This window comes from Kitasatospora sp. NPDC022856, assembly GCF_055561235.1.
On the sequence record NZ_JBVHHE010000044.1, the window covers coordinates 1 to 20,934 of the forward strand.

Below are 20,934 nucleotides of genomic sequence, written 5' to 3' on the forward strand. Positions count from 1 at the left end.
TCCGTCGAAGAACTCCTCACACGCCAGAACGAGCACTACCACCTCCTCACCCGCCGACAACGCCACACCACCGCCCGCCACCACTCGCTGCGCGCCACCGTCGACTGGAGCTTCGAACTCTGCTCCACCCAGGAGCGCCTCCTGTGGGCCCGCCTGTCCGTCTTCGCCGGCGGCTGCGACCTCACCGCCGCCCAGAGCGTCTGCACCGACCACGACCTCACCCGCGAGGACGTCCTCGACACCGTCACCGCCCTGGTCGACAAATCCGTCCTCACCCGAGAGGACGACCACGGACACACCCGCTACCGCATGCTCGAAACCCTGCGCCAGTACGGCCACGAACACCTGCGCTCCGCCGGCGAGGAGGACACGCTGCGCCGCCGCCACCGCGACCACTACCTGCACCTGGCCGAACACGTCGAGGAGCACTGGTTCGGCCCCGGCCAGGTCGACCTGTTCACCGCCACCCGCGCCGAGCACGCCAACCTGCGCACCGCCCTGGAGTACAGCCTCACCCAACCCGACCAGGCACCGGCCGCCCTCCACATGGCCGCCGCCCTGTGGCCCTACTGGACCATGGCCGGCCCACACCGGGAAGGCATGCTCTGGCTCGACCGGGCCCTGGCCGCCTGCCCGGAACCCGGCCCACAGCGGGCCGACGCCCTCTGGGCCGCCAGCATGATCAAGATCTCCGCCGGAGATCCGGGCGGGCCCGCCGTCCGCCAGTCCATCGCCATGCTGGACGAGTCCCGCCGGCTGGCCGCCGACCTGGACGATCCGGCCCGCCTCGCCCACGCCACCTGCCTGTCGGGATTCACGCAACTCCTCGGAGACGATCCGGCCCGTGGGTTTCTCCTCCTCCACGAGGGCATCGAGCTGGAACGCGCCCTCGGCGACGCCAACCCGCACCTGCGCCACGCCCAGATGCAGCTCACCATCGCGGCGGCGATGGGGAACCTCGGTGACGTGGTCCGCACCGTCGGCGGGGACTGCCTCGCCGCCTGCCGCGAGCACGGGGACCAGTGGATCCAGTCATGGACGCTCTACGCCATGGGGATGTTCGCCGCCGCGCACCAGGGGCCGGACGGGGACGCGGAAGGACAGCTCAAGGAGGCCGTCCGGCTCAAACATCCGTTCCGCGACCTGCTGGGCCTCTGCGCCACAACGGACGCCCTCGCCTGGTGCGCGGTGACATCCGGTGACCACGAACGCGGCGCGCGCCTGTTCGGCGCCAGCAACGCGTTCCTGAAGCCGCTCGGGCTCAACATCGACAGCTTCATCGACTACGAGGACATCGTCAAGAGCAACCAGTCGGCCGGCGGCCACGACCGGGGCGACCTGCTCCGGGCCGCGAAGCAAGCCCTGGGCCAGCCGGCCTTCACTCACGCCTACCAGAGCGGGCTCGAACTCACCCCGGACGAGGCCGTCGCCTACGCCCTCGGCGAGCCCCAGACCCCGCCGCCGACCACCGCCGAACCGGACCGGCCCGCCTCACAGCTCACCCGCCGGGAGGCACAGGTCGCGGGCCTGCTGGCCGAGGGACTGTCCAACAAGGAGATCGCCGACCGCCTGGTGATCGCCCAGCGCACCGCCGAAACCCACGTCTCCAACATCCTCACCAAACTCGGCTGCACCTCCCGCACCCAGGCCGCCCTCCTGATCACCGAACAGAACCTCGCCGCCGACACCCCCCGCCCCGCACGCCCCACACGGCCGGACCACCCGCCGCACGCGTAGCACCGGGCCACGGCGGGCACAACCGGCCCGTCTTCCGGGATCGGACCGTGTCCCGGCCGCGGACCGGCCCGGCGCACCTACGCCACCGGGGGCGCGCCCCCGCCAACGGGCAGCTCGACCAAGCGGCAACCGAGCCGCCGCAGCCGCAGTGCCACAGCCTCGGCCTCGCGGTCGTCCAGCGCGAACACGAACGGGCCGGGAATCAGCACCTGGTCGATCCAGCCCTGCTCGATGGCCCGCACGAGACACTCCAGCCGAGGCAGCCGGCCCCCGGACCGGCGTCCGTTGTCCAGGTAGGCGAACGGCTCGGGCAGGCCATGCCGCTGAGCGAGGCACTCCAGCGCACGGCGCTGGCACTCCATCCCGGTGACGTCGAACGGGTAGCACCGGAGGTAAAGCGCGGTCCGCGGGGGACGGATGTCGCGTGGTCGGCGCATCAGCATGTCGTTCACCTGCCAATGGGATCCGGGGGCAACGCAGGCTTGCCCTCCCACGCTCCCCCCGCGACGGGCCGGCCACATCGAGGGATCCACGTAGCCGACTACCGAAATCCCGGCGGCGTAGCTCACCGAGCGACGAGTCCAGCCGGCTCCGCGCACCTCCCACGGAAAGTCACACCGCCGTCGGCGCGACCCCGATCGACCTGGGGACGGGGGAGTGTGCACGGCGAACCACCTCGAGGGCTTCGAACGGTCTCGGCCGGGACGTCACCGCCGACCGCCCGGACAGGCCGGCCAGTGGCCCGTTCGCGGCCCATTTCCGTTCGATCCTGCTCCTTGACCTGGCCCATCACCTAAATCGGCCTCAGATGACATGTTCTGGGGGACTTTCGTGGCCGACCTTCGCGCGTCGTTCAGCTCCAACGACCCGTCGACGCGGACGAGGCGTTCACCAACCGAGAGCGAAGTGGTCCCTGGTGGCCACCGCCGTCGAGGAACACCTGCGCACCATCGCTTCGCCCACCTTCGATGTCGAGGATCTGGAGACGCCCCGCACCAACGTGATCACCTTCCACGGCGTCGGCGGCGTCGGGAAGTCCACCCTGCTGCGCAAGCTCGAAGCCTCCCTCGCCGCCGGCGGTCAGCGGCCACAGCAGTGGGGCACAAACGTCTGCGTGGGCGAGCGGCTGCCGCCCATCCGCATCGACCTCTCCTGGTCCGCCTCCACCGGCAGCGACCGCCTTCGACCTCGACCGGGCCACCCAGGCCGCCGGCCTCACCCACCAGGCCACCGCCCGCCGCCTCGTCGAACGCCCCATGATCAGCGAAGACCCCTACGCGGCGTGGCCCTATCACCTGCACGGTGCCATCCGCACCGCGTTGCGCACCGACGAAACCCAGGCGGCCGACCGGTGGACCCCCACCGACTGGCACCAGGCCGCCCAGCGGGCCCTGGCCGCACTCGGCGAGCAGTGGCGGGACCACTCCCCCGCGCCCGGCCGGGCCTGGCTCGTCGCGTGCCTGCGCCAAGGCCTGCGCCTCGCCCGCGACCACCACCTGAACGACCTGTCCTGGCCGACGGACGCCGCGTTCGCCTACGTCGACAACTCCGTGTGGGAGCCCATCGCCCCGCCCGCGCAGGGCGACGGCCGAGCCGCGGACACACCCGCCGACGCCCTGGCCGACCTGCTGACCGCCATCAGCCACCACCAGCACGAACACCGCGCCCACACCGCCCACCGCCTGACCACCGTCCTGGACAGCGGCCTGCACACCGACGAGCTGGCCCAGCTGGCCCGCTACTACCGGGCCAGGGCCGACAAAGACCTCGGCCGCACCACCGCCGCCCTCGAAGGCATGCACCACGTCGCCGCCCAAGGCGGACGCCTCGCCCCGCAGGCACAGCGCGGCATCGCCAACCTCGCCCCCGTCCACGGCGACTTCCCCGCCGCGCTGGCCGCCGCCTCCACGCTGACGTGGAAGAGCCGCCGCCACCGCGTCCGAGGCGACATCCTGTGGCCGCAGGGCGACTTCACCGCGGCCGCCCAGGCCCTGCGGGACGGACGGGCCGAGGCCGAGCAGCACGACGCGCCCGGTGAGCGGGCCATCGCGCAGAGCCGCCTGGCCCTGGTCACCGCGTTCGCCGACCCACAGCGGGCCGGCGAGGAGATCGCCCTCGCCCGCCAGTACCTGGAGCCACTCGACCAACGCGCCACCCTGCTCCACGCCTTGGGCGGCGAGACGTTCGAGGGCGCGAGGCTGGAGGCCGGTGGGGGCGGTGGCGATGACGACGGGGCAGGCGGCGGCGAGCGCGGTGATCACCTCGGCGTGGTGCTCGCCGGGATGGTCGGCGAGTACGACGCGGGTCAGGTCGAGGCCGTAGCCGGCGGCCGCGGCCCCCCAAGGTCATGCGCAGTTGAGGTCTCTCACGCTCGCCGACCTAGGCCGCAGCTCAGGGAGCTTCACAATCGGACGGCCGACAGGACGTGCCGCCCTGTCTCATCGGTGATTCCTCTCGTTCGGGGGACGCGCTGCCGCAGGAGGCCATGCAGGCCACCTGTGCGACGCCGACCAGGTTCGATGGAGACCCTCGCCCTGCGGCTGCCCTTCTGATCGTTCTCACAGTCGCCGTCACCCGGGCACTTCCTTCCTGCCGCGCGGGGAAGCGGGAGGTTGTCGCAGAACACGTACTGGTAGGTGACGGCCGCCTGGGCGGCCTCTTTGCGGTCAGCCCGTTCCTACCCTGAGCCGGAGTTGGAGCCGACACCCTCCGGGACGGTCGTCGGTGTCGATGCCGATCGTCACCGGGCCACGGTCGGTTTCGGCCCAGCTGCGCCCGGTGTTGTGGCACTGGGCGGGGTCGCCGTCCGGGTCGTACTGGATGTCGAGGGCGACGTACGTCTGCTTGATCTGCGGCACGGCGAAGGTGAGGTTGCAGCCGCCCGGACGACTGTCGGTGTCGATCCGGACGGCGGGACCGAAGGTTCGGGCATCCCTGGTGATCGGCATCCTGAATGTGCCCTGGTTGCCGCACTGTGCCGGGTCCCCGCCGGGGGTGGAGCGGAGGTCGTAAGCGAGAGACACGCCCTCCAGGTCGCTGTCGGGGTCGTAAACGCCGAACGCCAGCTGGCAGCCGCCCGGACGACTGTCGGTATCGAAACGGATGGCGTCGGTCCAGGTTCTTTCCTCGACCCATTGATCACCCGTCCTTCCGCCGCACTGGCCGGGAACGCCATCGGGGTTGAACCGGATTCCGAGCTCCGCAGGATGGAACAGCCGGATCTGCGCCTGCGCCTGCGCTGGCACAGGCGCAACCGTCGCCGCGACCACCCCGAGTACCGCCAGCCCGCGCGCGATTCTCCTCATGGCACCGATTCCCTCTCGTTCGGAGACATCCTCACTGGAAATCCCAGAGTGGCACGGGTGTGAACACGCCAATCGGAGGTTCCGACCGACATACCCTTGCGCCATCCGAAAGAGCCAACCCTGCAGCCGTTGCGGACCGGTGCGCCGACGCGGGGTGCCGTTGAACACGGTCGACAGCTGGCCCGGCAGCCGCTCGCCGAAGCCTCCGACCGGTCCGCCGCGGCCGTGCGGTTCTCCTGTGCCGATTCCGCCCGGGCACCTCCATCCCACCAACGAGCCCCCTCATGGCCGGCGCTCCCGGCTTGCCCGACGCGGCCGCGCGAGCTCCACACCGCACTGGCGTGCTGTCGTCTGAGCATCGCCCTGGCTCTCACCCCGCGCCCCGCGACACCCGAGCCAGACCGACTTGTAAGCATCGGCCGCGGCTCCGGCCCGCGTTGCGGCCCACCACCGGCAGAGCACCGCGCAGAGCAACGGGCTCGCTCCAGGGAACGGCTCGTCCGGATGCCCGTGGGCCGTTCGGCCGCACGGCCGGTGCCTGCCCTGGCGGCTCGATCGGCCGACAGCCGCGCTGGTGAACTGGCGCGACGGTATTCGGGGCCTTCGTGCATCCGAATTGCCCCAATTCGCGCCTTCCCGGAGTAACCTGGACAGCGCCGGAGGACTTACCGGCAGGACGATCACGAGGAGGTGCAGATGCAGATCAGAGAAACAGGAGCCCTGATTCTGCGGCTCGTGATCGCGAAATCTCGCCCCGGCCTCTCGGTCGGGGGATAGCGGGATCGCTTGGGCGTCGGGGGTGCAGGTACAAATCCTGTTGTTCAGCTCAGCTTCTATGCAGGGCGTGGGCCGTTTCCGCAGAGATGCGGGGGCGGCCTCTTTGCGCCACAACCCCCTCATCACCCCGGGTGCCTGAGAGGGTGTCCGCTCCGAGCGGGCGGACCGGATCGCCAACCGGCTGCGGCGCGGAAGCGACGGCCGTCGGCACCGACATCCGGCCGCTGGCTCCAGCGGCGCCGCGACGTCGTCGCACGCAGCGTCATCCGCTCAAGGCAGAGACGATGCCCGGCCACCATGGGCCGTCACATGCCCCGCATCGTGCCGCAGGCCACTGACCCGACAGAACCGACGGTGCCACCTGGCCGGCGGTGACGTCGGTGATGCGGCGCCGGACGGGGCAGGGGTGGTGTCCGGCTACGACCGGGGAAGGTGACCGCTGCCCTCCGGCGAGGTTGGTGGAGCAGGGCGGCATGTCGGACCTGCTCGTCGACAGCCGCGTCGTCGCGTTCCACTCACCGGTCGGCCCGACCAAAGCCCGCAGGTCGTCCCGCCGGGTCACGTCAGTGCGGATCCGCACGGCCGTGCCGCCTGCCTGCTTCGTCGACGTTCCAGCCTCCTCCGTCGCGCCGTAACACTCGCGCGGCCCCCGGCAACATCCAGGGCCCGACGTCCACCCCACGGCCACCAGGACGAGACACGCCTGCAAAACTATCGTCATGACGGTACGTCACCCTTGAGGTCAGAGGATGAAGACCGAAGGGAACCCTGGAATGAGCGACTACTTGGCACTCGTCACCGCCCTGATCCCGCTCCACACCGCCGACAACGGCTCGGGCCCACCGCCCCGGCTGACCGGTCACCAGGCGGACCGGCTGGCCGGGATGGCGAAGCGTGACGACGCCACGACCGCCACCCGCCTGCGGCGCCGCCCCTTCGGCCGGCGGCCGTCCTTCGCGTAGTACCGCCGGCCGAACGTCTCCTGCACGATGCGGTAGACGGCCGACCGGTGGGCGGGGCCAGCCCGGGCGGCCCGTCGCAGGTCGTGAACACCGCACACGCATGCGGGTGGGACGTGGCGACGTCACACCGGTGGGGCCCTTCCACCAGCCTGCGCCGCCGGTTCCGGCGCACGAGCGCCGACGGCGGGCTCCGCGCGCCGTCACCGCTCGGCGACCGACATGGCGTCGGAGCCCTCCCGGGAGGCATCACGGGAGGCATCCGGGGAGTCGTCGCCGCGGATGGCAGCGGTGATACCAGCGGCCCAGACGGCGGGATGGTCGTCGCCGAGCAGGTCGGCGAGGCGTTCCAATCGCCGACGGCGCTCGTCGGACCCGAGGGTCAGCGCCCGGTGCAGGGTGTCCGCCAGGTCCTCGGGTGAGTGGGGGTCGGTGAGCAGCGCGGCGGCTCCGAGTTGGGCGGCTGCTCCCGCGTGGCGGGAGAGCACCAGCACCCCGGAGCGGCCGACAGCCCGCTGGGACGCGATGAACTCCTTCGCGGTCAGGTTCATCCCGTCCTGCAGGGAGGTCACCCAGAGCACGTCGGCGTCGAGGTAGTGGTCGATCACCTCGGTGAAGGGCAGGCTGCGCGGAAGATACTCGATGGGCTTCCAACTCCTCTTGCTCCAGGCTTGGTTGACCTCAGCAATGCGGCTCTCCAGCACTTGCCGGGTCACGTCGTACGAGGTGATGCCGGGCTCGGGAGGCGGGCAGACCAGCCGGAACCGCAGTCGTCCCCGCAGCTCGGGACGCCGGGCGAGCAGGGCCGCGACGGCATCGACCTTCTGCACGGGGGCCTTGGCGTAGTCGAGCCGTTCGACGGAGAGCACGAGCGGCCCGTCGGCCGAGCCGGCACGGGGAGGGTCGGTAGGGGCCTTCGTTCGGGCCGGGGAACGGGTACGGACGCTGGCCCGGGCCGCCGAGGCGATGGCCTCGCGGTCGATGCCGAGCGGGTGGACGCCGATGCGCGGAACGTCGACGCGGGCCGCGCCCGGGCTTGCGACGAGGGTCCGGCGGAAGTGTTCGGCGAAGGTCTCGGTGTGGAAGCCGGCCCAGTCCAGGTGACTCAGCGAGGCGCGGATCTCGGCGGCGGTGGGCAGGACCGCGAAGACCTCGGGCGCGGGAAACGGGGTGTGGTGGAACAGGCCGATCCGCAGGTCGGGGCGGACCGGGCGGAGCAGCCCGGGGACGAGCCACAGGTTGTAGTCGTGCAGCCATACGGTGGCGCCCGGTGCCGCGCGGGCGGCGATGTGGTCGGCGAAGCGGGCGTTCACCTCGCGGTAACCGGTCCAGGTCTCCGGGTCGAAGCGCAGCCGCCGGGGCTGCGACATCAGCACCGGCCAGAGCGTCTCCTTGCACGCTCGGTGGAAGTAGGCGGCCCACTCGGCGGGAGTCAGCGGGACGAAGGAGAGCGGCAGACCGGTGTCGTGCCCGTCCAGGCGGCCGGCACGGGCGTGCGGTCCGAGAACGGCGGCGGTGGCCCAGATCGCCTGGGGGTTGGCGGCGAACAGGCTGCGCAGGGTGGGCAGGATGCCGTTCGGGCTCGCCGGCGGGCGCCATCCGCCGGGTGTCAGGCGGACGGGCGGGCGGTGGTAGCCGACCACGAGTGGGTAGTCGCGCTCGATCCAGCCGAGCTCTTGCAGGGCAGCCAGGATGCCGGCGGCGCCGGGCCGGTCGGGCCGGTGGACGGCTCGGTCGTCGGGGACGGCGGCGCGCAGGGCGGGTTCGGCATTGCCGACGATCACACCGTGCGCGCCGAGCCCGTACAGCGACAGGTCGTTGAGGGAGTCACCGGCGACCAGGACGGAACTCATCGGCCAGTTCTGCTGGGCGGCCAGCGCCGCCAGCGCGCCGCCCTTGCTCGCACCGCGCGGGAGCACGTCGAAGTAGCGGTCCGCCGAGTAGAGCCAGCCGCAGCCCAGCGCTCGGACGGTCTCGGTGAGTTCCGGGGTCAGCTGGTCCGGGCGCAGGTGGAACGAGCAGCGGCCGTCCTGAGCCACGCCGTGCTGGTAGACCAGCGCCGGGAAGCGCCGCAGCGCGGCCCTTACGCGTTCGGCCCCGGGCCAGCCGCTGCGCAGTCGGTGCTGCAGGTCCGCGACCGGGCTCTGGTCGGTGCCGTCGATGACGCTCGCCCCGACATCGGCGATGATCCAGCGCGGTCTGGGCACCAGCGGCTCCCGCAGCACCTCGCGTACTGAGGAGAGCCCGCGGCCGGTCGCGAAGACCACGGTCACCTCCGGGTGCCGGGCCAGGGCATCGTGCAGCCGGCGGCGGTCGGCCCGGTCGCCGCCGAGCAGCGTGCCGTCCAGATCGGTGACCAGGACCCTCGCCGAACGTCCTGCTCGGGGTGGTGCGGTGATCGTCCGCCCGGCAGCCCACCCGGTCCGCTGCTCCGCCGTCCGCCGATTCGTCTCCGGTGCTGCCATGGTGGTGCCCCCTCGCCGATCGCCCCATGGAGCTGCGCTCCGGCCGACGGGCCTGGACGCAGCTCGGATCAGGATCATCGGACGCTAACACGAGCCGGGCACCGAGTGAATCGGGCGTGAAACGGTGGTGACGCACGGCGTGGGGCTCGGTGGTGCGCCAGGCGCCGATCTGTGCGCCGGGCGCCTGACGGCCGGCCGCCACACTGCCGGACAGGGGCAGGACGGTCACGCCGTCGGGGCGTACCGCCCCCGCCGGTGATGGGGAAGTCGGAGGGGGTGGTGCCGGGATCAGACCACGTGACCCGTCCGCTTCCGGTGGAGTTGCCGCCCGGGCAGGTGAAAGGAATTTCGACGCTTTGAGGGTGCCCAAGTCGGTACTGGCGGCGAGACCCGCCGTGGTGGGCGAGTCGAACGTGTACACGGTGCCTTTGCCGTCGGTGACGTTCCAGAGCCTGGTAGCGGTCGAGCGGCCGCAAGCGCCCCCGACTCCCGGAAAGTTCGAGTTCGCGCTGGACGTGATCCTGAGCGGCCTGGAACGACCGAGGCGACCGAGGGGCGCCAGGGCCCCTTGGCCGACGGATCGCACCCGCGGTGCCGCCCTCCGGGCGAGCGGGTGGGCGGTGGAGGGACGATGATGGAAGCCCCGGAATCGTGGCGTTCGAGGCTCGGTATGGCGGTGTGGCACGTTCGGGAATTCACTCCCGACGATCTCGAAGCGGTGGTGCGGCTCGACGGTGAGAGCGCCACCACGGACCGACCCGCCGTCTTCCGGCTCTCCGAGCTCGTCGCCGCGCTGCAGGCGCAGAATCCGAGCGTCGTCGCGGTGGCCGACGGGCGTCTGGTGGGCACGGCGGTGGGCCGGGTGGACGGGGACCGGGCCTGGGTGCTGCGGATCGCGCTGCACCCCGCCTGGCGGAACCTCGGGCTGGGGACGGCGCTGCTGTCCGCGCTGGAGCACCGACTGCAGGATGCCGGGGCGCGAGTCGTCGCGGCCCTGCTGCCCGAGGAGGAGACCGGCGCCGCGGCGCTGGGCAACTCCGGGTTCCGTCCTCACCGGGGGCTCACCTACTTCGAGAAACCGCAGGCGGTGACTGGCCAGGGCACGACGGTGCTGGCCTCGCTGGGCGCGGTGGTGCCCGAGGCCAGCCTCTGGGGGCAGCTCACGGGGATGGCCGACGAGAAGCGGCTCATCGAACGGCGGCTGGTGCTGCCGCTGGCCAATCCCGAACTCGCGGACGCCCACGGGGTGGAACCGCCGCGCGCGGTCGTGCTGTTCGGCCCGCCGGGCACGGGCAAGAGCACCTTCGCCAAGGCCGTGGCCGGCCGGCTCGGCTGGCCGTTCGTAGAGTTCTTCCCCTCGCGGATCGCTTCGGAGGACGGGCTCGCCACGGGGCTCGGCCGCCGCTTCGAGGAGATGGCGCAGCTGGACCACGTGCTGGTCTTCATCGACGAAGTCGAGGAGGTCGCCGGCACCCGCAGCCTCGCCGATCCCGCGTCGGTAGGCGTGGTCAACGAGCTCCTCAAGTCGATCGTGCGGTTCCGCGACCGGGAGGGCCGGCTGCTCGTCTGCGCCACCAACTCGGTGGCCGCCCTGGACCCGGCGTTCCTGCGCCACGGCCGGTTCGACTACGTCCTGCCGGTGGGGCCGCCGGACCACGAGGCCCGCAACGCCCTCTGGGCCGGCTACACCGCCAGGACGGGCACGGCGGCCGACACGGCTGTGCTGGCCGGCGCCAGCAGCGGCTTCACCCCCGCCGACATCCGGCAGGTCGCCATGGCGGTCGCCCAGGCCGTCTTCGAGCACACCCTCGACACGGGGGAACGCACCGAACCCGGCACCGAGGACTACCTGGACGCCATCCGGCGCACCCGGCCGACCGTGACCGAGGAGATGGCCCGGGAGTTCGCCGGCCAGGCGGTCCGCTACGGGCGCACCTGAGGCGGCCCGGGTCGGCGGTCGCCCTCGGTCGCAGTGGCGGGGATTCCCAGGGCGCGCCGCGGCGCCCGGGCCTCTGGACTTACTAGGACGTCCAACTATATGGTCGATGCCAGGTCCGCGGTGTCAGGGAAGCCGGTGTGAGTCCGGCACGGTCCCGCCACTGTGACCGGGGAGTTCGTCCTCGTGGATGACGGCCGCTGGCAGCCAGCCGGGAAGGCCTGGGGGCGGGCGTGGATCCGGGAGTCAGGATACCGGCCGCGGGTGGTCCGTGCTTTCCACGAGGATGGAGACGACACGCATGACTCCGGGCCGCCTTTCCCGTTTCGCTGCCCCTTGCCCTGCCGTGCTGACCGTCGGGGCACAACTCCGCCCCCGACGCTGACGTCAACCGCCGGACCGCCGTAGGCGCGCACGACCGTGTGCCCGGACGGCGGCGGTGGTCTCTCCATTCCTCCTCTCCCCATCCACGATGAGAGAAGGAAACGATGGTTCGTGAACTGACCCATTTCGTCGGCGGCAAGCGCATCGCCGGGACGTCCGGGCGCTTCGGCGACGTGTACGACCCCAACACCGGCCGGGTTCAGGCCCGGGTGCCGCTGGCCGACCGGGCCGAGGTCGAGGCGGTGATCGCCGACGCCGCGCAGGCCCAGCCCGAGTGGGCCGCCTGGAACCCGCAGCGGCGGGCGCGGGTGCTGCTGCGCTTCCTGCAGCTGGTCGAGCAGGAGAAGGAGGAGCTGGCCCGGCTGCTGTCCGCCGAGCACGGCAAGACCGTGGCCGACGCCCACGGCGACATCCAGCGCGGCCTGGAGGTCGTGGAGTTCGCCGCCGGGATCCCGCACCTGCTGAAGGGCGAGTTCAGCGACAACGCCGGCACCGGAATCGACGTCTACTCGATGCGCCAGCCGCTCGGCGTGGTCGCGGGCATCACGCCGTTCAACTTTCCGGCGATGATCCCGCTCTGGAAGGCCGCGCCCGCGCTGGCCTGCGGCAACGCCTTCGTCCTCAAGCCCTCCGAGCGCGACCCCTCGGTGCCGCTGCGCCTGGCCGAGCTCTTCCTCGAAGCGGGGCTTCCCCCGGGCGTGCTCAACGTCGTCAACGGCGACAAGGAGGCCGTGGACACGCTGCTGGAGGACCCCCGGGTCGAGGCGCTCGGCTTCGTCGGCTCGACCCCGATCGCCCAGCACGTCTACGCGACCGCGGCAGCGCACGGCAAGCGCGCCCAGTGCTTCGGCGGAGCGAAGAACCACATGATCGTGATGCCGGATGCCGATCTCGACCAGGCCGCCGACGCCCTCGTCGGCGCCGGCTACGGCTCGGCCGGCGAACGCTGCATGGCGATCTCGGTCGCCGTCCCGGTCGGGGACGAGACGGCGGACGCCCTGGTGGCGAAGCTGGTCGAGCGGATCGCCGCGTTGAAGGTCGGCCGCTCGGACGACCCGGCGGCCGACTTCGGTCCGCTGGTCGGCCGCGACGCCCTGGAGCGCGTCCGCGACTACCTGGACCTCGGGGTCCAGGAGGGAGCCGAACTCGTCGTGGACGGAAGGGACTTCCGCCTGCCCGGTCACGAGGACGGCTACTTCCTCGGTGCCTCGCTGTTCGACTGGGTCACTCCCGGCATGCGGATCTACCGGGAGGAGATCTTCGGCCCGGTCCTGGCCGTGGTCCGCGCCGCTGACTACGAGGAGGCGCTGCGGCTGCCGAGTGAGCACGAGTTCGGCAACGGCGTGGCCATCTACACCCGGGACGGCGACACCGCCCGGGACTTCGCCCGCCGGGTGAACACCGGCATGGTCGGGGTCAACGTGCCGATCCCGGTGCCGATCGCTTACCACACCTTCGGCGGCTGGAAGCGATCCGGCTTCGGCGACCTCAACCAGCACGGCCCCGACTCGATCCGCTTCTACACCCGCACCCGCACCGTCACCTCGCGCTGGCCCTCCGGGGTCAAGGAGGGCGCGAGCTTCACCATGCCGACGATGGGATGAGTACCGTGCACGCAAGTGACCTGACGGACGACCAGCGCGCCATCGCGAAGGCGACCCGGGCCTTCGCCGACGAGTACCTCGCCCCGCACGCGGTGGCATGGGACCGGGACAAGCACTTCCCGGTCGAGGTGCTGCGCAAGGCGGCGGACGTGGGCCTGGCCGGTGTGTACGTGCGCGAGGACGTCGGCGGATCGGAGCTCTCCCGACTGGACGGGGTGGTCGCCTTCGAAGCACTCGCGACCGGCTGCCCGTCGATCGCCGGCTACCTGTCCATTCACAACATGGTCGGCTGGATGGTGGACCGCTACGGGACCGAGGCGCAGCGTGCCCGCTGGCTTCCGGCACTCTGCACGGCCGAACAGTTGGGCAGTTACTGCCTCACCGAGCCCGGCGCCGGCTCCGACGCCGCCGCGCTCACCACCCGGGCCGTGCGCGACGGCGACCAGTGGGTGCTGGACGGCGTCAAGCAGTTCATCTCCGGCGCGGGCACATCCCAGGTATACGTGGTGATGGCGCGGACCGGCGGCCCGGGGCCGGACGGCGTCTCCGCGTTCCTCCTGGACCGCGACGACCGTGGGCTGTCCTTCGGTCCGAACGAGCACAAGATGGGCTGGAACGCCCAGCCGACCCGGCAGGTGCTGCTGGACGGCGTCCGGCTGCCCGCCGACCGCCTGCTCGGGGCGGAGGACGAGGGTTTCCGCATCGCCATGGGCGGCCTCAACGGCGGGCGGCTCGGCATTGCGGCCTGTTCACTGGGCGGCGCCCAGAGTGCGTTGGAACGTGCGGTGGCCTATCTCGCCGACCGTGAGGCGTTCGGGGCCCGACTGCTGCACGCCCAGGCACTGCAGTTCCGACTCGCCGACATGGCGACGGAGTTGGAGGCGGCGAGAGCGCTCGTGTGGCGCGCGGCGGCCGCCCTGGACCGGGGCGACCGGCGGGCACCTCAGCTGTGCGCGATGGCCAAGCGGCACGCCACCGACACCGGCTTCGACGTCGCCAACCAGGCGCTCCAACTGCACGGTGGCTACGGCTACCTCGCCGAGTACGGCATCGAGAAGATCGTCCGCGACCTGCGGGTGCACCAGATCCTGGAAGGGACCAACGAGATCATGCGCGTCATCGTCGCCCGCGGCCTGACCGGAGCCGCCTGATGACCGGGAACGACACCGAGGAGGTCCTCGTCCAGTGGGATGGCCGCGCCGGGCTGATCGTCCTCAACCGGCCCGCCGCCCTGAACGCCCTCACCCACGGCATGGTGCGGACGATCTCGGAGGCCCTGGACGCGTGGGAGCAGGACGAGCGGGTCGACACCGTCGTCGTCACCGGCGCCGGCGACCGTGCCTTCTGCGCCGGTGGCGACATCGTCGCCATCCACCGTGCCGCCACCGGCGGGGACCCGGGCGCCGTCGAGGAGTTCTGGCGCGACGAGTACCGCCTCAACGCCCGGATCGCCCGGTACTCCAAGCCCTACGTCGCCGTCATGAGTGGCATCGTGATGGGCGGCGGGGTCGGGGTTTCCGCTCACGGCAGTGTCCGGATCGTCACCGAGACCACCCGGGTGGCGATGCCGGAGGCGGGGATCGGCTTCGTGCCCGATGTGGGCGGCACCTACCTGCTCGCCCTCGCCCCGGGCGAGCTGGGTACCCACCTCGCCCTGACCGCGGGTTCCGTCGGCGCCGCGGACGTGCTGCTCTGCGGGCTCGCCGACCACTTCGTGCCGGCCGAGCGCCTCCCGTCCCTACTCGACGACCTGGCCGAGCTGCCCGTGCACGACGCCCTCGAACGGCACGTCGAACCCGCACCGCCGGGCCGGCTGGAGGGGCAGCGTGCGTGGATCGACGGCTGCTACGCGGCCGGGACCGTCGAGGAGATCCTCGACCGGCTGCGGGACAGCGGCGAACCCGAGGCGAAGAAGGCCGTGGACCGGATCACCGCCAACTCGCCCACCGCCGTGAAGGCCACGCTGGCGGCGCTGCGCCGGGCCCGGGCGCTGGGCCCGCTGGAAGCGGTGCTGGACCAGGAGTACCGCAGCTCCTGCGCGGCGCTCGCCACGCGGGACCTCGCGGAGGGCATCCGGGCCCAGGTGATCGACAAGGACCGTTCGCCGCAGTGGAGCCCGGACACGCTGAGCGCCGTCGAACCCGCTGCCGTGGCCCGCTACTTCGCCCCGCTCGGCGAGCACGAGCTCGGCCTCGCCGCCACCACACCCCTGGAGCGCTGGTGAGCCACAGCATCGGATTCATCGGACTGGGCAACATGGGCGGCCCGATGGCCGCCAACCTGGTCAAGGCCGGGCACCGGGTGACCGGCTACGACCTGGTGCCGGAGGCCTTGCGGCACGCCGAGGAGGTGGGCATCCGCCCTGCGCGGTCCGCGGCCGAGGCCGTACGCGAGGCCGACGTCGTCATCAGCATGCTGCCGGCCGGCCGCCACGTCCTGGCCGCCTACGCGGAGCTGCTGCCCGCCGCCGGCCCGGGAACGCTCTTCGTCGACTGCTCGACGATCGACGTCGCGGATGCCAGGGCGGTGCACGATCTCGCGGTGGACGCCGGGCACCGCGCGGTGGACTCGCCGGTCTCCGGCGGGGTGGTCGGCGCGACGGCCGCGAGCCTCACCTTCATGGTCGGCGCGGAGAAGGAGCACTTCGAGAGCGCCCGCCCGGTTCTGGAGGCGATGGGCCGCAAGGTGGTGCACTGCGGCGCGCCCGGTGCGGGGCAGGCGGCGAAGATCTGCAACAACATGATCCTCGGCATCTCGATGATCGCGGTCAGCGAGGCGTTCGTGCTCGGGGAGAGTCTGGGGCTCAGCCACCAGGCGCTGTTCGACGTCGCCTCGACGGCCTCCGGCCAGTGCTGGGCGCTCACCAGTAACTGTCCGGTCCCCGGGCCGGTGCCGGCCAGTCCGGCGAACCGCGAGTACGCGGCCGGGTTCGCCGCCGCGCTGATGGCCAAGGACCTCGGACTGGCCGCCGGGGCCGCCGACGCAGCGGGCCTGCCGACCGAGCTCGGTCGCAGAGCGGCGCAGTTGTACGCGGACTTCGCGGCGGACGAGGGTGCGGGCCTGGACTTCTCGGCGATCATCACCACTTTGAGGGAGGGCGGCAAATGACCGAGACCTACGAGACGATCCTGGTCGAGCGCAGGGGCCGGGTGGGCTGATCACGCTCGACCGGCCGAAGGCGCTCAACGCGCTCAACACGCTCCTGATGAGCGAAGTCGTCTCCGCGGCGACGGAGTTCGACCGGGACCCGGACATCGGCTGCCTGGTGGTCACCGACTCGGAGAAGGCCTTCGCGGCCTCTGTCTGACCGGCCGGATGATGGGCGCCGAGGAGGCGGAGCGGGCCGGACTGGTCTCCCGCATCGTCCCCGCCGACCGGCTGCCGGCCGAGGCCCTGGCCACCGCCGAGACCGCCGCGGCGATGTCCACCCCGGCGGCGATCATGCTCAAGGAGGACGTCAACCGGTCGTACGAGACGACCCTCGCCGAGGGCGTCCGCTTCGAACGCCGCCTCTTCCACGCCGTCTTCGCGACGGCTGATCAGAAGGAGGGCATGGCGGCTTTCTCGGAGAAGCGCCCGCCGGAGTTCCGCAACCGCTGACGGCGCCCGCGGTGCGCCGCCCCTCGTCCGGGGCGGCGCACCGCCCGTCAGCTCTCGGACCGCCGGAGCAGGTAGGTGTCCGTGATCCAGCCCTCGCGCTCGCGGGCCCGGTCCGCTGCGGTCCCGTCGGCCAGGCGTAGTGTGCCGGCGGAACCCGCTGGTGCCTGCGTGATGTGACGCACGATCCCTTGACCCGATCTTTTCCGTTTCGCCATGATGAGCCGTCACGTTGTGACTCCGTCGACGGGGGAAGTCCGGTCCGAATCCGGCGCTGACCCGCAACGGTAGGCCGCCGACGGCATGTCGGCGGCGAGCCCGAGTACCCGTCGGCGGGGATGTGTCGTCCCCTCCTCCCGTCGTGGTCTGCGGGCCGGAGCTCCGAGGGCTGCCCGGCGTGCTGCCCGGCGTCCTCCGGGCCCCTGCGTCCAGGCCCGGAAAGGCACTCATGCCCACGCTCCGCCGCACCCTCGGTCTGCTCGCGATACCCGCCCTGGCGCTCGCCACCGCGCTCCCGGTGGCCACCGCCGCCCACGCCGAAACGACGTCCTCCCGGACCGTTCGTCCCGACGCCGCCGCTGGCGGCTGGCTGGCCCGCCAGCTCGTGGACGGCGACCACTTCGAGTCCGTCTTCAACGGCACCGCCTACCCCGACCAGGGTCTGACCGTCGATGCCGTGCTGGCCTTCGCCGCCTCGCACAGCTCCGACGAGGCCGCCGCGAAGGCCACCGCCTGGCTGGCGAAGCCCGAGATCATCTCCGGCTACCTCGGCGACGGCGCCACCGAGGCCTACGCGGGCGCCACCGCGAAGCTGCTGCTCGCCGTCGAGGTGCGCGGTGGGAACCCGGCATCCTTCGGGGGCGTCGACCTGCCAGCCCGGCTGCGCTCGCTGCAGACCGCCGAAGGACGGTTCTCCGACCGGTCGCAGTGGGGCGACTACAGCAACGCCTTCGGCCAGTCCCTCGCCCTGATCGCCCTGCACCGCACCCCCGGCGACGCTCCCGCCGCGGCCGTCGACTTCCTGGCGAACAGCCAGTGCGCGGACGGCGGTTACCCGTCCGCCTTCGGCCAGCCCACCTGCACCAGTGACGCCGACGCCACCGCCCTCGCCGTCCAGGCGCTCGCCGTCAACGGCCGCAACGCCGAGGCGAACGCGGGCCTCGGCTGGCTGACCACGCACCAGAACGCCGACGGCGGCTTCGCGGCCGCCGGGGCGACCGCCTCCAACGCCAACACCACCGGCCTGGCCACCCAGGCACTGCTCTCCGGTGGGCGCCTCGGTGCCGGCCTCAAGGGCTGGAGCCGGCTGGTGAAGTTCCAGCAGGGCTGCTCCGCCGACCCGGCGGTGCGCGGCGCGGTCGCCTACGACGCGTCGGGCTTCACCGCGGGCAACGGCGCCCGGGCCACCGCGCAGGCCGTCCTCGGCCTGGCGGGCACCCCGCTGGCCACCCTCTCCGCCGCCGGGTCCCGCCCCGGCGCCCCCACCCTCGCCTGCCCGGCCCCGGCCACCCGCTGAGACGCCGAACCCTGATCCCACGAGGAGAGTTCCGATGACCGATACCCTCACCCCGTCCCGCCCCGTCCGCCGGATGCTCGGGTCGATCGCCGCCGCGGCGGCCCTCACCGCCGGCCTGCTCGGCGTCTCCGCCGCCCAGGCCCCGCAGGCCCAGGCGGCGGCCTGCAACGGAACCACCGGCGTCACCGTCGTGGTCGACTTCACCGCCGTCGGCGGCGGCATCGAGACCGGCTGCGCCCCCGGCGACCCCGCCAGCGGGCTCGCCGCGCTCACCGGCGCCGGGTTCTCGTACGCCTTCCACCCCCGCTTCCCGGGCTTCGTCTGCAAGATCAACGCACTGCCCGCCACCTGCACCAACCCGACCGGCAGCGCCTACTGGTCGTACTGGCACGCCCAGCACGGCGGCCCCTGGTCCTACAGCAGCCTGGGCGCCGGCAACTACAACCCGGCCCCTGGCGACGTCGAGGGCTGGTCCTTCGGCGCCGGCACCCAGCCGGGCATCACGGCGCCCTGAACGTGAGCAGGCCGGCGCCCGTCCTCCGCGACGGATGAGCCCTGGGCGCCGGCGCCCAGGGCTCATCCGTCGTGGGACGCTTGCCGTCGTCGGAGGAGGTGACGGGCGAACAGCCCACCGATCCCGTTCAGCAGCCCCTGTTGTGCGGCCCGGGCGCGGAGCCCCGGGCCGCAGTGATTCGTCCGGTACCGAAGCGGAACGACCGGCGGTCGGCCGGGCCCGTGCGGTCAGCTGCCGTAGCTCAGCTGCCGTAGCTCAGCGACACGGCGTCGCCGAGGTGGACGGTGGTGGCCCGGGTCGCGGCGGTGGCGGTGGTGCCGTCCAGGCTGACCTTCCAGGTGGAGGAGCCGCTGTTGGCGGTGCCGTTGAGCGCGGTGACGGTTCCGCCGCCGGAGGACGGGGTGACGGCGGTGACGCAGCCGCTGGGGACAGCGGTGGCCGCCGCGTCGAGGACGTCACCGAGGGTCGCGGTGGTCGCGGTCGGAGCGAGGGTGACGGCACAGACCTTGAGGGCGCCGGTACCGTCGTCGACGACCAGGGTGAGCTTCGCCGCGGTGCCGGCGGTGAAGCCGGTGGCGGCGGCCCACGTCGGCTCGCCGGCGGCGGTCGGGGCGGGCGGGGCGGCGGTGAACCCGGCGCCGGCGACGGCGCGCAGACCGTCGACGGAGGCGTACGGGGACGGAGTGGTGTCGGTGGGCAGGTACTTGAAGCCGCCGCCGGGCTTGAACTGCTGGGCGATGAGGAAGTCGACCGGGGTCTTGCCGGTGCCGCTGGTGAAATCGGTTCCCTGGGGGTTGATGCCGCAGGCGTTGAGGCCGGACACGGCCCAGCCGTTGGAGTCGGTGTTCACACCGAACATGGCGTTGAAGGCGCCGGAGGAGGCGAGCTTGCCCTTGAGGAAGTTCTTGGCGGCGACGATCGCGGGATCGGTGTTAGGCACGCCGGCGGTGCACAGCGAGGCCATGGCGGCGCCGGTCATGTCGATGTCGCTGCCCTGCGCGAGCGCGGTCGGGTCGCCGGCGGCCTTGCTGTAGTTCCAGCCGCCGTCGTTGTGCTGGTTGGCGCGCACCACGGCGCCGGAGGCGTTCAGCAGTGCCCGCGGGGCGCGCCGGGTGCCCGCCTGGGTCTTGGCGCCCGCCAGGGCGAGCAGACCGAAGACGGTGCCGTTGAAGTTGGCGGACGGGCCGTAGTAGCCGGGTTCGGCGGCCTGCCAGTAGGCGGCAAGGTCGGCGAGGAGGTTGCGGCCCGGGCCGACCCGGGCGGGGTCGATGCCGGCGGCGTAGGCGTTGAGGATGCCGCGCTCGTAGTCGGTGACGACCGGCGAGGCGCTCGGCCAGCCGGGGGCGGCGAGCTGGTTGCGGTAGACCAGGCGGGCGTTCTTGGTGGGGTCGCCGCCGGGGGTGACGTCCGCGGCGGCCGTGCCGGCGGCCGCCAGTGCGCTGAAGGCCCACTCGTTCGAGAGTCCGCCGCCGGTGACGTAGCTGCCGTCGGCGGCCTGAAGGGACCTCAGGTAGGTGACGCCGGTGCTCTTGGAGGTGGCTATCTGGGTGGGACTGGCCGTCGCGTGGGCGGGAACGGCTGAGAGCAGCAGGGCTCCGGCCGTCAGCGCGACGGTGACGGCGGTGGCGGTGCGGGTCGCGGTGGTCCGCGAGGGGGCCGGGAAGGACACGGGACGGGCTCCTTGGGGTGGCGGGCGTCGACCCTGCCCCGGAGTCCGGGCGTCCGTTCGGAAGCGCGCCTGCCGGAGCGGCCGCCGCCCGGATCGCGTGGGCCGGCTTTCGCCGTGGTGCACGGTCGGGCGGGCATTCGGGCTCGGGACGGCTCGACCGCCACCCCACACCGCTGCGCGTCAGCCCCGGGTTCGCACCGGGTTCCCCCACTCGGCCACCGCGGACGCTACCGCACGGCGGACCGGTCGACGAGGTGGTGTGACCTACCTGACGAACCGTTGACTCCCCATTGACCGGCGTGGTCTGATGAACCGGTTTTTCACCCTCGGCATTCAGGGGAAGCCGGTCCGACTCCGGCGCTGACCCGCAACCGTAGACCCACCTCGGTGGGTGAGCCGGAATGCCTGGACCGGGGGTCAGTTCACACAGCACTTGCGTCGTCGCGGACTACGACGCAGCTCTTGACGGCC

At 72.4% G+C, this 20,934-nt stretch carries 14 protein-coding genes, 1 pseudogene and 4 riboswitches; of the genes and pseudogenes, 11 read left to right on the forward strand and 4 right to left on the reverse strand.

Annotated elements, in window-relative coordinates:
• A partial coding sequence (locus ACZ34W_RS33010; RefSeq protein ID WP_465609408.1) for an ATP-binding protein occupies positions 1–1,737 on the forward strand: 1,737 nt, incomplete at its 5' end.
• Positions 1,738–1,814: 77 nt separating this feature from the next.
• Here the strand turns inward: ACZ34W_RS33010 and ACZ34W_RS33015 are convergent.
• Positions 1,815–2,189, reverse strand: a complete 375-nt coding sequence (locus tag ACZ34W_RS33015) for a hypothetical protein (RefSeq protein WP_465609410.1) — start codon at positions 2,187–2,189, stop codon at positions 1,815–1,817.
• An 804-nt stretch (positions 2,190–2,993) separates the two neighbouring features.
• Between ACZ34W_RS33015 and ACZ34W_RS33020 the strand changes: the two genes are divergently transcribed.
• Positions 2,994–4,289 carry a hypothetical protein gene (locus ACZ34W_RS33020; RefSeq protein ID WP_465609412.1) on the forward strand — a complete coding sequence of 432 codons (1,296 nt, stop codon included), beginning with the start codon at positions 2,994–2,996 and terminating at the stop codon, positions 4,287–4,289.
• A 114-nt stretch (positions 4,290–4,403) separates the two neighbouring features.
• Here the strand turns inward: ACZ34W_RS33020 and ACZ34W_RS33025 are convergent, their stop codons facing one another.
• Complete coding sequence (locus ACZ34W_RS33025; protein WP_465609414.1) at positions 4,404–5,042, reverse strand: hypothetical protein; 639 nt, start codon at positions 5,040–5,042, stop codon at positions 4,404–4,406.
• 1,550 nt (positions 5,043–6,592) lie between these two features.
• Here ACZ34W_RS33025 and ACZ34W_RS33030 point away from each other — a divergent pair.
• Positions 6,593–6,781 carry a hypothetical protein gene (locus ACZ34W_RS33030; protein WP_465609416.1) on the forward strand — a complete coding sequence of 63 codons (189 nt, stop codon included), beginning with the start codon at positions 6,593–6,595 and terminating at the stop codon, positions 6,779–6,781.
• Positions 6,782–6,981: 200 nt separating this feature from the next.
• Here ACZ34W_RS33030 and ACZ34W_RS33035 read toward each other — a convergent pair whose 3' ends face one another.
• Complete coding sequence (locus ACZ34W_RS33035; protein ID WP_465609418.1) at positions 6,982–9,243, reverse strand: HAD-IIB family hydrolase; 2,262 nt, start codon at positions 9,241–9,243, stop codon at positions 6,982–6,984.
• A gap of 670 nt (positions 9,244–9,913) precedes the next feature.
• On the opposite strand from ACZ34W_RS33035, the gene ACZ34W_RS33040 reads away from it, so the two are divergent.
• The 8 genes and pseudogenes from ACZ34W_RS33040 (at position 9,914) to ACZ34W_RS33075 (ending at position 18,794) form a co-directional block, all read left to right on the forward strand.
• On the forward strand, positions 9,914–11,182 hold the full coding sequence (locus ACZ34W_RS33040; protein ID WP_465609420.1) for an ATP-binding protein: 1,269 nt from the start codon (positions 9,914–9,916) through the stop codon (positions 11,180–11,182).
• Between the two features lie 81 nt (positions 11,183–11,263).
• Positions 11,264–11,456, forward strand: a riboswitch (cobalamin riboswitch).
• A 211-nt stretch (positions 11,457–11,667) separates the two neighbouring features.
• Positions 11,668–13,167 carry a CoA-acylating methylmalonate-semialdehyde dehydrogenase gene (locus tag ACZ34W_RS33045; protein ID WP_465609422.1) on the forward strand — a complete coding sequence of 500 codons (1,500 nt, stop codon included), beginning with the start codon at positions 11,668–11,670 and terminating at the stop codon, positions 13,165–13,167.
• Positions 13,164–14,318, forward strand: coding sequence for an acyl-CoA dehydrogenase family protein (locus ACZ34W_RS33050; protein WP_465609424.1), 1,155 nt, complete (start codon positions 13,164–13,166; stop codon positions 14,316–14,318). The genes ACZ34W_RS33045 and ACZ34W_RS33050 overlap by 4 nt, the downstream gene beginning before the upstream one ends.
• A complete protein-coding gene (locus ACZ34W_RS33055) occupies positions 14,318–15,391 on the forward strand; it encodes an enoyl-CoA hydratase/isomerase family protein (RefSeq protein WP_465609426.1) in 1,074 nt (357 codons plus the stop codon). The genes ACZ34W_RS33050 and ACZ34W_RS33055 overlap by 1 nt, the downstream gene beginning before the upstream one ends.
• Positions 15,388–16,275 (forward strand): 3-hydroxyisobutyrate dehydrogenase, encoded by an 888-nt coding sequence (mmsB, locus tag ACZ34W_RS33060; protein ID WP_465609428.1) that lies wholly within the window; start codon positions 15,388–15,390, stop codon positions 16,273–16,275. Before ACZ34W_RS33055 ends, mmsB begins: the two co-directional genes overlap by 4 nt.
• A pseudogene (locus ACZ34W_RS33065) lies at positions 16,272–16,767 on the forward strand (enoyl-CoA hydratase-related protein). Before mmsB ends, ACZ34W_RS33065 begins: the two are co-directional and overlap by 4 nt.
• A 195-nt stretch (positions 16,768–16,962) precedes the next feature.
• Positions 16,963–17,112, forward strand: a riboswitch (cobalamin riboswitch).
• Between the two features lie 100 nt (positions 17,113–17,212).
• On the forward strand, positions 17,213–18,280 hold the full coding sequence (locus tag ACZ34W_RS33070) for a peptidase (RefSeq protein ID WP_465609430.1): 1,068 nt from the start codon (positions 17,213–17,215) through the stop codon (positions 18,278–18,280).
• A 34-nt stretch (positions 18,281–18,314) separates the two neighbouring features.
• Positions 18,315–18,794 (forward strand): flagellar hook-length control protein FliK, encoded by a 480-nt coding sequence (locus tag ACZ34W_RS33075; RefSeq protein WP_465609432.1) that lies wholly within the window; start codon positions 18,315–18,317, stop codon positions 18,792–18,794.
• A gap of 241 nt (positions 18,795–19,035) precedes the next feature.
• Here the strand turns inward: ACZ34W_RS33075 and ACZ34W_RS33080 are convergent, their stop codons facing one another.
• Positions 19,036–20,463: a prenyltransferase/squalene oxidase repeat-containing protein gene (locus ACZ34W_RS33080; protein ID WP_465609434.1), complete on the reverse strand. Its 1,428-nt coding sequence runs from the start codon at positions 20,461–20,463 to the stop codon at positions 19,036–19,038.
• A gap of 131 nt (positions 20,464–20,594) precedes the next feature.
• Positions 20,595–20,671, reverse strand: a riboswitch (cobalamin riboswitch).
• Between the two features lie 75 nt (positions 20,672–20,746).
• Positions 20,747–20,864, forward strand: a riboswitch (cobalamin riboswitch).
• Positions 20,865–20,934: the final 70 nt, after the last annotated feature.

Excerpts from the sequence above, each read along its gene's own strand:
- ACZ34W_RS33020 (WP_465609412.1), top strand. The coding sequence starts at position 2,994 with ATGATCAGCGAAGACCCCTACGCGGCGTGGCCCTATCACCTGCACGGT.
- ACZ34W_RS33025 (WP_465609414.1), bottom strand. The coding sequence starts at position 5,042 with ATGAGGAGAATCGCGCGCGGGCTGGCGGTACTCGGGGTGGTCGCGGCG.
- ACZ34W_RS33030 (WP_465609416.1), top strand. The coding sequence starts at position 6,593 with ATGAGCGACTACTTGGCACTCGTCACCGCCCTGATCCCGCTCCACACC.
- ACZ34W_RS33035 (WP_465609418.1), bottom strand. The coding sequence starts at position 9,243 with ATGGCAGCACCGGAGACGAATCGGCGGACGGCGGAGCAGCGGACCGGG.
- ACZ34W_RS33040 (WP_465609420.1), top strand. The coding sequence starts at position 9,914 with ATGGCGGTGTGGCACGTTCGGGAATTCACTCCCGACGATCTCGAAGCG.
- ACZ34W_RS33045 (WP_465609422.1), top strand. The coding sequence starts at position 11,668 with ATGGTTCGTGAACTGACCCATTTCGTCGGCGGCAAGCGCATCGCCGGG.
- ACZ34W_RS33050 (WP_465609424.1), top strand. The coding sequence starts at position 13,164 with ATGAGTACCGTGCACGCAAGTGACCTGACGGACGACCAGCGCGCCATC.
- ACZ34W_RS33055 (WP_465609426.1), top strand. The coding sequence starts at position 14,318 with ATGACCGGGAACGACACCGAGGAGGTCCTCGTCCAGTGGGATGGCCGC.
- ACZ34W_RS33070 (WP_465609430.1), top strand. The coding sequence starts at position 17,213 with ATGCCCACGCTCCGCCGCACCCTCGGTCTGCTCGCGATACCCGCCCTG.
- ACZ34W_RS33075 (WP_465609432.1), top strand. The coding sequence starts at position 18,315 with ATGACCGATACCCTCACCCCGTCCCGCCCCGTCCGCCGGATGCTCGGG.